The sequence below is a fragment of the Vibrio sp. 1402 genome (assembly GCF_033340275.1).
The window spans coordinates 127162-140974 of the sequence record NZ_JAWOWE010000011.1 but is presented as its reverse complement, the minus strand read 5'-3'; the positions used below and the strand labels follow the sequence as shown (position 1 = coordinate 140974).

The window sequence follows — 13813 nt, the reverse complement described above, 5'->3', positions numbered from 1 at the left end:
ACAGTTGTCTGTTCTAATGAGACAGATCAATCTTCATTATTATTTCACGCCACGTTCAAAATCCCTCGTCTACACTCAATGTTGAGTTGTCAGTTGGCAGACCAAGGAGGCGGCCATGATTGCGGTTCATAGAGATTATTGTTTGTCTAACAGTTCGGAGTTACATGCCCACGTTAAAGTCAATCCTGTCGGTAAATTAGAAGTTGAGATTGTTGAACTTCAAGAGCGCCACACCACAGAGTTTGATGATTTGTCTTTTGAGAGTCGTGGGTGTGAAACTCGAATCTGTGGTAAAGAAGACACAACTCCGTGGCAGTTCAATCTTGCAGTTACTGATGCGTTAGAGCTTTCTCATTTAGTGGAAGAAGCAAACGAAGAGTATGAGATTTTAATGAATGATCTTATGTAATATCGAGAAGATCATTTTATCCTGCACGGCGTGTGGCTCTGTACTGAAAAAATAAAAACCTCCCAAGCGGGAGGTTTTTAATATGGAGTGCGTTATCGTTGGATAGGCTCTTCTCTTGGTGGTGTTAGCTCTTGGACGTTATCTTCATTAAAGTCATCGGCGTAACCTTTAGGTGGCGGTGTCCAACCACGTTCTGACCGCGATAGTTTGTCATGACGATCTTTTTGCATCTCTTCCGCCATTTTCTCCTCTAACTGAATAAACAGTTGTCGGAAATTGTTGTCATAGCGTTCACCTTCAGAATCATCCTCCCAAGCTTTGTAAAGTATTTCTGACTTACGTGCTTCAACACGCTTATATGTCGCCTTCTGTTGTTCAACAAAGAAGGGGTGAATGCCAAGGGCTTTCATTGTGTGACCGCCCATCTCCAATGCAGAATGGTAGGTCTCTGATTCAATAATATCAGCCCCCGCTTGACGCAAAAGATAGCCATGTCCACGGTCAAAGGCACGTGCAATCACTGTTACTTTTGGGTACGTGTGCTTAACGTACTTCACCAGTTCTACACTCGATTCTTGGTTATCAATCGCCACAACCAAAGCAGCGGCGTGCTCAATGCCGGCTGTATGTAGCATATCTGGTCGAGTCGCGTCGCCAAAATAGGCGCGAGTGCCAATTTGGCGCATGTTATCGACTTGGTCAGATTGATGGTCAAGTACCACGGTAGTCACGCCGTTTGATACCAATAGGCGATTCACTATTTGTCCAAAGCGGCCGATGCCGGCGATGATCACCGTGCCTGTTTCCTCAATCGTATCGCTTTCGCGTTCATTTGACTGGCTTTCAAAGCGCGGCAGAATCACTCTATCAAACAGAATAAACAAACCTGGTGTCAGGAACATCGAAATCGCAACCACTAACGCAAGAGTTTGTGAGAGTTCAAATGGGATGACGTGGTTTTGCACTGAAAAGCTTAGAAGCACAAAGCCGAATTCACCTGCTTGAGCCAAGCTTAGGGTAAACAGCCAGCGGTTGCTGCCTTTCACCCTAAATATCAGTGCAAGAATAAACAGCACCAAGGCTTTCAAAACCATCACGCCAATGGTCAGCGCCATGATCAGCCAGAAATCACCAAATAGAACCGAGAAGTTGATCCCTGCGCCAACGGTAATAAAGAAAAGACCCAGCAATAAGCCTTTAAATGGTTCGATGTTGGACTCTAATTCGTGGCGGAATTCACTGTTTGCCAATACAACGCCAGCCAAGAAGGTTCCTAGGGCAGGAGATAAGCCCACTAAACTCATCAGCGCAGCGATACCAATGACCAGCATGAGTGCAGTTGCGGTAAAGATTTCTCGCAAACCAGAGCTAGCCACATAATTGAGCAGCGGTCGACTTAAAAAGTGTCCACCAACGACGACGATTGCTATCGATGCTGTGATTACGATGCCGTATGCCCAGCCTGGCAACCCCGCAACGAGGCTTAATTCTTCATGGTGCGCTGCGGCTGTTTGTGCTGCGGACTGTGCCTGTTCAATTAATTCAGGTAAGGCCAATAGGGGAATGAACGCCAACATTGGTATCACTGCAATATCTTGAAAAAGCAACACGGAGAAAGCGTTTTGTCCACCTTCCGTCTTCGTTAATCCTTTTTCGCTAAAAGTTTGCAAAACAATCGCAGTAGAAGAGAGAGCGAAGATCAAACCTATGGCTAAGGCTATGGTCCAAGGCTGGTCAAAGTATAAGGCAATACCCATAATCGCCGCGACGGTACCGCCGACTTGCAGACCTCCTAAGCCCATTAAGCGATTGCGCATCGCCCACAACATTTTGGGTTCGAGCTCTAAGCCAACGAGAAACAGCATCATCACCACGCCAAACTCGGCAAAGTGCTGTATTGTCGTTGTTTCTTCACCGACTAAACCGATAATTGGGCCAATGACCACACCTGCGATGAGATAGCCTAAAACGGACCCAAGTCCCAAACGCTTAGCAAGTGGGACTGCAATTACAGCAGCAATCAAATATACGAAGGCTTGTAAGAATATCCCTGTCATGAAGCCTCCTTAATGAGCTCTGGCAATGCGCTGTTAAGCTTGATTAATGACGCCGCAGCTTCAACATCCAACCTATCTTCGACTAAAGCTGTTAGCAGGCTCTTGTACCGCTCGACATGACGAGGGATTCGCCCTTCTTCATCTGCTGTACGTGCGCCAAACATCGCGAGAGGGGCAATGTAGTTCATGCCGGTCAGTGCGGACATTTGTTCAATAGGCGCAAGCAGTTGACGAATCGTAAAGTGGTTGTAGCCCTCTGCCTTATAAGCTTCTTCTTTACCCCCTGCAGACAGCACACAAAGCATGGTCTTATCTTGCAGTGCTGTGCCATCTGTACCGTAAGCAAAGCCATATTCCAAAACCAGATCTTGCCACTCTTTTAAAATCGCAGGCGTTGAATACCAATATAGTGGAAATTGGAAAATCACCACGTCATGCTCACGTAAGCGTTGCTGCTCACGGTCGATATTAATATCGAAACGAGGGTATTCGCCATAGAGATCAACACATGTCACGCCTTCAATTTTTTGAGCTTCTTTGAAAAGTGGAGTATTCACTTCTGAACGATGCTGGGAAGGATGAGCAAAGAGAATGAGTACTTTTTTATTTGCCATAGGGATCCTTGCTATCTAAATAACCATGCCCAGTAGGAGCGCGGGTTGGTTAGAAAATGTAACTCATAAATGATCGCCAAGCTAGTTTGGAAAACTGTTTAAGCTGTTTCAATATCAATAAAAAACCACCAAATAAATTGGTGGTTTTGGGAAGCGTTACGTTTTACTAATCATGAATAGGGACGACTAGAATATCCACCGGTGACTTGTTAATTAAGTGTCTCGAGTAAGAAATAATCTTGCTCCAGAAATCTTGGTGGTGGCCACAAATCAGAAGATCCACTTCTTGCTCTTTAATGGTGACCTCTAATTTATCAGCCAAGTCGCCAGTACCTACGAAGAAATGTTTAAGTGGGTAATCCATGTAATCACTAAATGTTGTTAAACATTCCATTGAATGCTCATTCAATGGCCTTTGATCCGGGTTTTCTTTAATGTCTACAAGCTCACGATAGATTTCTCCGTGCGTACCATCAATATGAATAAAGGAGATATCGGAGTCGAGATAGTTTGCCATTGATACCGCTCTGTCGATAAGCACGGTGCTTTCATCTGACAGTTCGAGTGCAACAAGGATATGTTTGTATTTCATAACCACGCCCTTATGTGGATTATCTTTACCCTAAGCATAGTATGGCTTGGATAAAAATTGTGTTGCTAAGATCTCGAAATTGTTCAAAGACTTGTTAAAAAGTTAATGTGATATAACAACTTACTGTGAAACTTTCTTTTTGTTCACATTTGGTTAGAAAGCTTGCTTTTTGAACAAAAAAGCGGCTACACTCTGTGCATCATTTCTCTAGGAGATTACGCCAACATGAAGAACTAAACCTGTCATCCATATTTTTACTTATTTTTTGGATCTGCAGGGTTAGTAGGCGTAGCTCACTTTCCGATATTTCTTTGCAACAAGACGACTTTTTGATTTGACGTATATCGTCGAGCTTTACATAGAGCTTAATGCGTTTGTGCACGCGTTTTGTTGCCATTTCAAATCATAGCTACGGCTGTTGTCCCTGTCATACAGGAGGCAAATTATGCCAGTTTTACAAGCTTTTAATGTTAGCCATCAGTTTGATAATGGCGATACGCTATTTCAGTCTATTTCTTGTTCCATGACTAAACGACGTGTTGGTTTGGTTGGGCGCAATGGCATCGGCAAGTCGCTTTTGACTTCCATTTTAGCGGGAGAAATTCAGCCTGCCAGCGGTGTTGTGACTGCTCCCTCTTCTTTCATGATGTATCGCCAGCAGCCGTCTGATCTGCTTTCAGGTCAGCAATCGATCGCCCAATTTCTGGGAACAGACTCGGCCTTACATGCTTTGAAGCAGATTGAACAAGGTGATGTTTCTGAGCATTGGTTCGAACTGGTTGGCGAACAGTGGGATATTGAACTGAAACTCAAACAGCAGCTTGCTGCGATGGGCTTGCCGCAAGACCCTGATTTCTCTTGTGCTCGGCTCAGTGGTGGTCAGTTGGCGCGTTTGCAGTTATGGCAGTTATTTGAAAACGAAACGGATCTTTTGATTCTCGATGAGCCATCCAATCACCTCGATACCGAGGCGAAACAATGGCTGATAGAGTCTATGACGCATTTCAGCGGTGCGATTTTACTCATCAGTCACGATCGTGAGCTGCTGCGAGAGATGGAGGAAATTTGGGAGCTATCGGGCCTAGGTTTACAGGCTTTTGGTGGAAATTACGATGTGTACGCCGAGAAAAAACGCACTGAACTGCAAGCGGTCGAGAGGCAGTTAGCGCAAGTCGATAAACAGAAAAAACGGTTAGCCGAGCAAGCCCAGAAAAATCGTGAAAAAGCAGACCAACGCGCCGCGCAAGGGAACAAACTGCGCAAAGACGGCAGTCAGCCCAAAATTTTTCTTGATGGAAAAAAGGATAGCGCGACCGCCAGCGCTTCAAATCGCAATAAGAATGAGCAACTCAGACAAGCGCATTTACAAGCCAAAGAACAGGCGTTGCAATCGCGACATGAGCAACTCAAGGCGCAAAAGCTTTATCTTACAGATAATCCGAACCGTTCGCGAAAAGTGTTGTCGATACAAGAAGGTATATTACCTTTTGGGAATTCTACGCCTATCACGTTGCAGATTTTTGCGAACGACAAAGTCCATCTCAAAGGGAGAAATGGCTGCGGAAAATCAACCTTGTTAAAGACGTTGCTTGGCGAGTTATCGTTGCAGAGTGGTGAGTTGCAAGTGAATACGCCTTTGTATTATCTCGACCAACATTTTGGTGCAGTGAATCCAAATCTTTCGTTACTTGAGAACGTAATGGAGAGCTGCCAAGAGATGACGGAAAGTGAAGCGAGGACCTTATTGGCCGGGATCGGTTTTCGTCGAGATGCAGTGTTTCGATTGGGGCGCCTACTGAGCGGTGGCGAGAAGATGAAGCTCGCGATGCTGATAGTCAGCCACCAAAATTCTCAGCCTTTGCTGCTGCTTGATGAACCAGATAACCATCTCGACCTCGAGTCAAAAATAATGCTTAGTCAGGCGTTAAATGTATACAAAGGTGGATTTGTTCTGATTAGTCACGACCAAGATTTCGCTTCTGAGTCTGGGGTTTTGCGCCAAATCGAGCTGACTTAGACGAAAGAGAGTAAACGCCATCGTGGCTCTTCAGTATTGTTCCCAAGTTCTACACTTCCACTTACTAGTTTGTAGAACTGGAAGGAAATGAGGGAGTTAGGATGGCTTTCACAACTCGTTTAATGAAATTAGATTCATTTTGTCGATATATAGTAGAGTTCTGATGTATTGCACAAAAAGACAACAGAAAAATAAAAAGGAATTTCATGAAAAAGAACACCCTAGCACTCACAACAGCTCTCGCACTCGGAAGTGTGTTGTCTGTGGCGCATGCCAATGAAGCGGCGCAATCGTCGGTTGAACAGGTAAGCCCGAAAGCCATCACGTATCCAACCACACAAAAAGTGGATATTGTCGATGACTACTTTGGTACAAAAGTGAGTGATCCTTATCGCTGGTTGGAAGACGATCTCAGCCCAGAAACCGCAGAATGGGTGAAGGCGCAAAATGCAGTGACGTTTGATTATCTGGCGAAAATCCCTTACCGCGAGCAGATTGAAGAGCGCATTACTAAGCTCATGGATTACGAAAAACAAAGCCAGCCGTTCAAAGAGGGTAAGTTCACTTACTTCTACAAAAATGACGGGTTACAAAACCAAGACGTGCTTTATCGGCAGCTAGGTGATGGTGAAGCAGAAATTTTCCTCGATCCAAATACTTTTAGTGAAGATGGCACCACATCGTTAGCGGGAGTGAGCTTTTCACGAGATGGATCTTTGGTTGCATACAGCATTTCGGAAGGCGGTAGCGATTGGCGCAAAGTCATTGTGTTAGACACAGAAACCAAAAAGCCCGTCGGTGAAACGCTGGTGGATATTAAGTTCAGTGGCATCAGTTGGCTCGGCAATCAAGGCTTCTATTACTCAAGTTATGACAAGCCAAAAGGGAGTGAACTTTCCGCGAAGACAGACCAACACAAGCTCTACTTTCATAAACTAGGGACGAAACAAAGTGAAGACCAATTAATTTTCGGTGGTGTAAAGGACGAAAAGTATCGCTACGTTGGGGGTTACACGTCGGAAGATGAACGCTACTTGTTTATCTCAGCCAGCGTATCGACGTCGGGCAACAAACTGTTCTTTAAAGACCTGAGTAAGCCAAATAGCCCGCTGAAAACCATTTTAGATAACACCAGTTCTGATACTTGGGTGATAGACAACCAAGGCACGAAACTGTACTTGGTTACGAACCTTAATGCGCCGAACAAACGCGTCGTGACGGTGGATGCAAGTCAGCCGCAGCCCAAAAACTGGAAAGATTTGATTCCTGAAACAAAGAACGTGTTACGTGTTTCTACCGCGGGTGGCAATTTGTTTGCGAGCTATATTGTTGATGCGATCTCGATGGTGAAGCAATACGACATGAACGGCAAACTCATCCGAGAAATCAAATTGCCTGATATTGGCAGCGCATACGGTTTCTCGGGGAAAAAAGAAGAAACCGAAGTCTACTACTCTTTCACCAACTACAAGATGCCAAGCACTACCTATCGTCTGAACATCAAAGATGGTGATAGCGAGGTGTACTACAAATCTAAAGCGCCATTTGACCCTGTTTTGTATGAATCTCGCCAGGTGTTTTACACCTCAAAAGACGGAACAAAAGTGCCGATGATCATCACCTATAAAAAAGGGACACTGATGGACGGCAGTGCACCAACCATCCTATATGGTTATGGCGGTTTCAACATTAGCCTCACGCCATCTTTTAGCCCGACACGTGCGGCTTGGTTAGAGCTTGGTGGTGTTTACGCGGTAGCGAACATTCGTGGTGGTGGGGAATATGGCAAAGAATGGCACAACGCTGGCATTCAAATGCAAAAGCAAAATGTGTTTGATGACTTTATTGCGGCGGCTGAATACCTAATTGATGAAAAGGTAACGTCATTAAACAAGTTAGCCATTAACGGTGGATCGAATGGTGGCTTGTTAGTGGGGGCCGTTATGACGCAACGTCCAGAGCTATTTAAAGTGGCGCTGCCAGCAGTCGGCGTACTGGATATGCTGCGTTACCATACTTTTACCGCAGGTGCTGGTTGGGCGTATGACTACGGTACGGCAGAGCAAAGTAAAGAGATGTTCCAATATCTGAAAGGTTATTCGCCAGTGCACAATGTAAAAGCGGGGGTGGAATATCCAGCAACATTGATTACAACGGGTGATCATGATGACCGTGTTGTTCCTGCTCACTCATACAAATTTGCTGCTGAGTTGCAATCGAAGCAAGCGGGTTCAAATCCGACCTTAATTCGCATCGAAACCAATGCAGGACATGGTGCAGGCACACCAACGCGTAAAATAATTGAGACAAATGCAGATATTTATAGTTTTGCACTGTTCAATATGGGAATAGAGAAACTGCAATAGTGCGAATTGTTTGCGTTTTAGTTATCGAAACGCATCGGCGCTTTATCGCTCGATAATAAAAGGGAATCACAGAGAGTGACTCCCTTTTTATTTATTATAGGCCTACTATTCTAATCTGATGCTAGGCTAATCAAACTAAGGTTTTTTAAATTATTATAATGTTCTAATTAATCTGAAGAGTGTTGTACGATCGAAATGAAACATTGATCGCGATCACCTAAATCCATTGCACTCTCTATTTATATGGTAAAATTAATTAATCATTTGTTCTAATGATAATTGAATTTTCATAAGTTTTAATATTTCCTTCTTCATTGGTATTACCAAATTTCAAGTTATATAAGATATAAGTAGCGGTGATTGAACTTTTACGATGCTTTATTTTATTTTAATTAAAACGTCGAATGTTTCGTCATTATTGAATTTGCTTTGATAATTTATGTTATCCAAAGCGAGTTGTGTTGCTTGCTATTTATGATGACCTCATGACGTGAATAATTTTATAATCATTAAAATGGATACAGTTTTATGAATTTAGTGAAACCGTCTGTTGCCATTATGGTTGCAGCCCTACAACTCGCGTCTTCTGCCTATGCGCAGACAAACAATAACGAAGAACTACAAGATATGTCTGACCCACTTGCGGTATACACCCAAGCTGGCTTTGGTATTACTGATAAAGGCGCGAACATCAAAATCGGTCAAACTTACCAATCTAGCCAGCCTGGTACCATGGCGATGAACATCATTGAAATGAAAGGCATTGGTGGTGAGCTATTTGGCATTCGCGACAATGACGATCCAATATATGCCAACGTTGATGACAGCATTGACTCTTTCCGACTACGTAATTTCCAAGTAGAAGTCGCAAAAGGTCTAGGCCGTCAATTAGATGTAAACTACGACGTTGATAACGATAAATTAGATGCATCTTATAGCTTTATTCAAGGTCTACCTAAGTTTGGTATGTTGCAGCTATTTCCTTTAGCTGGTGCGGGTGTCACTATTGCTAATGATTTTAGTGGTGATGACAAAGGTTATGAAATTCCAGGTACTTTCACTGTTGTGGGTATGTACTCAAAAATTGAATTAACCGATAAAATCTGGATTAACTACAACCCAATGTATATGCATACGTTGTCAGGGTCTAGTCAATATAAAGATACTTATTACGCGGGTGAAGATAATATCTTGACTCATGAGTTTGCGTTGTCTTATCAAATTAATCCTCGCGCAAATATTCGTTACTTTGCAAACTGGAATGAGCACGTTAATTTCTGTGATGGTGATCACCGTATCGAATTTAACTACCAATTCTAACTCCCTCGTTTATTTCCAGAATATAAAGTGTGTTTATCCATATATTTAAATATTTAGGCTAGGGCACTTTCTAAATAAAGTAGGTTTATCATGAAAGCCAAATATAAATTTGCGTTGGTATCTATTGCTATATCTTCTGCATTACTATCAGGATGCAAAACTGGCGATATCGCAACGAAAACAGCCCAAGCACCCTCTGTTGAAACCGTTACCCTAACCGAAACAAAAATCACTCCTTATCATACTTTTATCGGTCGAACTGAAGCGGTAAATGACGTTGATATTATGCCGCGAGTCGGTGGCGAATTAACCGCGATTCATTTTAAAGATGGCGATATGGTCGAAAAAGGCCAATTGTTGTTTGAAATCGACGACCGTCCTTACAAAGCGGCACTGGCGTATGCAAAAGCGTCGTTGCAAAAAGCAAAAGCACAACTCGTTCAAACTACGCGTGATGCAGAACGTGTGAAGAAACTCATCAAAGATAAAAGCATCAGTGAGCAGCAATACGATGACGCCATTGCAGCGCACGCCGCAGCGATTGCTTCGGTAGAAGAGGCGAAAGCGACGCTGGTTTCAGCAAGGCTCGATCTTGAATTTAGCTCTGTGCGCGCTCCTTTCTCTGGCCGCGTGGGTTTCAGCAACTTCCGAGTGGGTGACCGTATTTCGAAAATTCAAATCGTTCCTCTTGTTTCGATCACTCAAGTAGACCCAATTCGCTTTGGCTTTGATGTGGATGAGAAGCTCTACCGCCGAGTAAGAAGTGCCATTGATGTGGCTCATCGTAACGATGACAAACTGGATGTTGATTTAACACTGACGCTTTCAGACGGCTCATTGTATCCACTTGATGGCAAGATCTACGCCGTTGGCAACAAGATCGATTTAGAAACAGGCTCAATTCGAGCAGAAGCACAATTCGATAACCCAACTTACGCGCTTATGCCGGGTGAATATGGCAACTTGACCATCAAGCTGCGCAACAAAACCATTGATGGTTTGCTTATCCCATCGGCGGCTGTTCAACAAGACCAAGCGGGTGACTACGTCATGGTGGTTGGTGATGATCACGTGGTGTCTCGTCGTAACGTTGAACTCGGTCAGACCTACGGTGTGAAACGTGCTGTGCTGACTGGTTTGGCGGCTAACGAAAAAGTCATCGTCAATGGTCTACAAAAAGTGCGTCCGGGTGCAACGGTGAAAGACGTTGAGCTACAGAGTGAACAAGGCTGAGTGAGTACTGATGTTAAGTAAATTTTTCATTCACCGGCCGAAGTTTGCTTTGGTGATCTCACTGGCTATGACATTGATGGGCATGATCGCCCTGAAAGTCTTGCCAATTTCTGAGTATCCTCAAATCTCTCCAACGGTAATTACGGTGAGCACCATGTATCCGGGGGCAAACGCGGACGTGGTTAAAAAGACCGTAGCACAACCGATAGAAGCCAAAGTCAACGGCGTTGAAGACATGATTTACATGTCTTCTGTGATTGGTAACGATGGCTCATACACATTGCGTATTTACTTCCGAGTGGGCGCAGATGGCGATATGGCGCAGGTTCGTGTGAACAACTTGGTGGCACAGGCGACGTCGTCTCTACCACAAGAAGTAAACCAAATCGGTGTGACGGTTAAGAAGAAATCTTCCGACATGCTGGGCGTTATCACACTGCGTTCTCCGAAACAGTCTCACGACAGTATCTACCTTTCTAACTACGCGGATCTCAATATTGTCGAGCGTCTAAAACGTATCGAAGGTATGAGTGACATTACGCTGCTGGGTAAGAAAGACTACTCAATGCGAATTTGGTTGAACCCAAATAAACTGGCTACCTTGAAGCTTTCTGCTAGCGACGTTATTGGCGCAATTAAAACGCAAAACATCCAAGTGGCGGCGGGTAAGATCGGTGGTATGCCAGCTCCAGGTGATCAGCAATATCAATATGTTTTGCAAACCAAAGGTCGACTCACTTCTGCGGAAGAGTTCGAGAACATCATCATTCGTGCGAGCAAGAAAGGTTCTTTGATTCGCTTGAAAGATGTGGCTCGTGTCGAAGTTGGTGCACAAGGTTACGAAGCTGATGGTCGTATGAATAACGAACCAGCCGCCGTTCTGGCCTTGTACCAGTTACCGACCGCGAACGCGCTAGACGTGATGGAACGCGTGAAAGAGGCCATGACAGAGTACGAGAAATCGTTTCCTGGTGATTTGGTCTACGACATCGCGTATGACTCTACCGAATACGTAGAGACATCGATTGATGAAGTGTATGAGACGCTGGTGATTGCGGTACTTCTTGTCACCTTCGTTGTGTACGTTTTCTTGCAGAACTGGCGAGCGACCATCATTCCAACCTTAGCGATTCCGGTTTCCATTATTGCGACGTTCGCAATCATGGGCGTGATGGGCATGACCATTAACACGATCTCGTTGTTTGGCTTGATCCTCGCCATCGGTATCGTGGTGGACGATGCGATCATCGTGGTAGAGAATGTGGAGCGGGTTATTCATGAAGAGCATTTAGACCCGATTCCGGCCACTATCCAAGCTATGAAAGAAGTGACGGGGCCAGTATTGGCAACAACGCTTATTTTGTTGGCGGTATTCGTACCGGTTGCGCTATTGCCGGGTATTTCTGGTCGAATGTTCAACCAGTTCGCGGTCACCATCTGTGTATCGGTGCTGATCTCTGCGATCAACGCATTGACGTTAACGCCAGCGCTTTGTGCGTTGATGTTGAAATCTACTCACTCGCAACCTATTGCGCCTTTGCGTGCGTTTAACCGAGGTTTTGAAGCAATAACGCGCAAATACCAAGGTTTAGTTGGCTTCTTGAGCCGTCGTATTGTGCTGAGTATCGGTGTTTATGGCGCGCTTATTGCGGTGCTGGCATTTGCGTTCATGACCGTACCTTCTTCTTTCGTACCGAACGAAGATAAAGGCGTGTTCATGGTCGAAATGCGTTTGCCAGACGCAGCAGCATTGCAGCGTACTGCACCATTAATGAAGAAGTACGTTGATGAGCTAAAACAGATGGAAGGTGTGGAGAACGTGGTTTCGGTTGCGGGCTTCTCGGTAATTAACATGGCGTCGATTCCAAACTCGGGCATGTTGATCATCAAACTGGATAACTGGAGCAAACGTAAAGACCCTGAGCTACACCAACGCGCATTGATGAATAAAGTTAACCAAATGCTGAACTCAACGCCAGATGCCGCTTCGTTCGTTTTCGCGACGCCGGCAATCAAAGGTATGGGTGCGGTGGATGGTTTCAACCTTGTGCTGCAGGACAACTTGGGCCGTTCTCCACAAGAGTTGGCAAAAACAACCGCTGATTTTGTTGCCCAAATCAACCAACTGCCTGAAGTGGCACGTGCGTTCTCGATTTTCCGTGCGAATATTCCGCAACGTTACATCGATATTGACCGCGATAAAGCGATTTCGATGGGCGTACCGTTGAATGAAATCTTCAGCACACTGCAAGCGCAGTTGGGCGGTGCCTACATTTCTGACTTCAACTTGTTTGGTCGTTCGTACCAAGTGAAAGTGCAAGCAGAAGAGCAATATCGTGACAACATCGACGACATCGACCATCTGTTTGTTCGTTCTAGCTCTGGAAAAATGGTGTCACTGGCAACGCTAGTGAAAGTGAAGCCGATCTTCGGCCCTGATACCTTGTCGAACTACAACATGTTCAGTTCTGCAACCGTGAACGGTGCGCCAGCGCCAGGCTACAGCTCGGGTGATGTTGTAAAAGCCATTGAAAAACTGGCTGCAGAATCTTTGCCAAGTGGTTACTCGTACGAGTGGTCAGGCATGACTTACCAAGAGATGAAAGCAGGCAACATGGCACCAATCGCGTTCGCATTGTCTTTGCTGTTCACCTACTTGTTCTTGGTGGCTCAGTACGAAAGTTGGACCATTCCTGCTGCGGTAATGATGGCGGTTCCAGTCGCGATTCTCGGCGCAATGGGCACGCTACTGCTGGTGGGACAACCGTTCGATTTGTATGTGCAGATTGGTGTGGTCATCTTGATCGGTATGTCCGCCAAAGTGGCGATTCTTATCGTGGAATTTGCCAAAGTTCTGCGAGAAGAAAAGGGCTTATCCATCATTGATGCTGCCAAAGAAGCTGCTCGAATCCGTTTCCGAGCAGTACAGATGACCGCATTTGCCTTCATCTGGGGGGTATTCCCGTTGGTGATTGCATCGGGTGCCGGTGCGGCATCTCGTCACTCACTGGGCTTTGCGGTATTCGGCGGCATGATTCTCTCTACGTTTGTTGGCACGTTACTGACGCCAGTGTTCTTCGTGATGATGCAATCTCTGCGCGAGAAGTTTAAGCGAAAGAAACCCACTGAACTTGAGGTGAGCGAGCAATAACGCTGATTTCAACTGACTGACTCCACAACACCCCCACGCTGTGTGCGATTGGCC

The 13813-nt window shown here is 45.1% G+C and carries 9 protein-coding genes; 6 read left to right on the top strand and 3 right to left on the bottom strand.

The annotated features are described in order from the left end of the window. Positions 1–115 precede the first annotated feature (115 nt). Positions 116–409 (top strand): hypothetical protein, encoded by a 294-nt coding sequence (locus R7044_RS18800; protein WP_005375389.1) that lies wholly within the window; start codon positions 116–118, stop codon positions 407–409. Positions 410–501: 92 nt separating this feature from the next. On the opposite strand, the gene R7044_RS18795 is transcribed toward R7044_RS18800, so the two are convergent. The 3 genes from R7044_RS18795 to R7044_RS18785 form a co-directional block, all read right to left on the bottom strand. Beyond that, a complete protein-coding gene (locus R7044_RS18795; protein WP_206958965.1) occupies positions 502–2466 on the bottom strand; it encodes a monovalent cation:proton antiporter-2 (CPA2) family protein in 1965 nt (654 codons plus the stop codon). Continuing rightward, on the bottom strand, positions 2463–3080 hold the full coding sequence (locus R7044_RS18790; RefSeq protein WP_047101696.1) for an NAD(P)H-dependent oxidoreductase: 618 nt from the start codon (positions 3078–3080) through the stop codon (positions 2463–2465). The genes R7044_RS18795 and R7044_RS18790 overlap by 4 nt, the downstream gene beginning before the upstream one ends. Positions 3081–3246: 166 nt before the next feature. Next, on the bottom strand, positions 3247–3672 hold the full coding sequence (locus R7044_RS18785) for a universal stress protein (protein ID WP_047101695.1): 426 nt from the start codon (positions 3670–3672) through the stop codon (positions 3247–3249). A gap of 445 nt (positions 3673–4117) precedes the next feature. Between R7044_RS18785 and R7044_RS18780 the strand changes: the two genes are divergently transcribed. The 5 genes from R7044_RS18780 to vmeQ all read left to right on the top strand — a co-directional run bounded on the left by R7044_RS18780 (position 4118) and on the right by vmeQ (position 13759). Beyond that, positions 4118–5689 (top strand): ATP-binding cassette domain-containing protein, encoded by a 1572-nt coding sequence (locus R7044_RS18780; RefSeq protein ID WP_225455754.1) that lies wholly within the window; start codon positions 4118–4120, stop codon positions 5687–5689. A gap of 206 nt (positions 5690–5895) precedes the next feature. Beyond that, positions 5896–8055, top strand: a complete 2160-nt coding sequence (locus tag R7044_RS18775) for a prolyl oligopeptidase family serine peptidase (RefSeq protein WP_225455753.1) — start codon at positions 5896–5898, stop codon at positions 8053–8055. A 528-nt stretch (positions 8056–8583) separates the two neighbouring features. Then, positions 8584–9375 (top strand): hypothetical protein, encoded by a 792-nt coding sequence (locus R7044_RS18770; RefSeq protein WP_047101690.1) that lies wholly within the window; start codon positions 8584–8586, stop codon positions 9373–9375. Between the two features lie 90 nt (positions 9376–9465). Then, positions 9466–10608, top strand: coding sequence for an efflux RND transporter periplasmic adaptor subunit VmeP (gene vmeP, locus R7044_RS18765; RefSeq protein ID WP_005375406.1), 1143 nt, complete (start codon positions 9466–9468; stop codon positions 10606–10608). 10 nt (positions 10609–10618) lie between these two features. Further along, positions 10619–13759, top strand: coding sequence for an efflux RND transporter permease subunit VmeQ (vmeQ, locus tag R7044_RS18760; protein ID WP_225455752.1), 3141 nt, complete (start codon positions 10619–10621; stop codon positions 13757–13759). Positions 13760–13813: the final 54 nt, after the last annotated feature.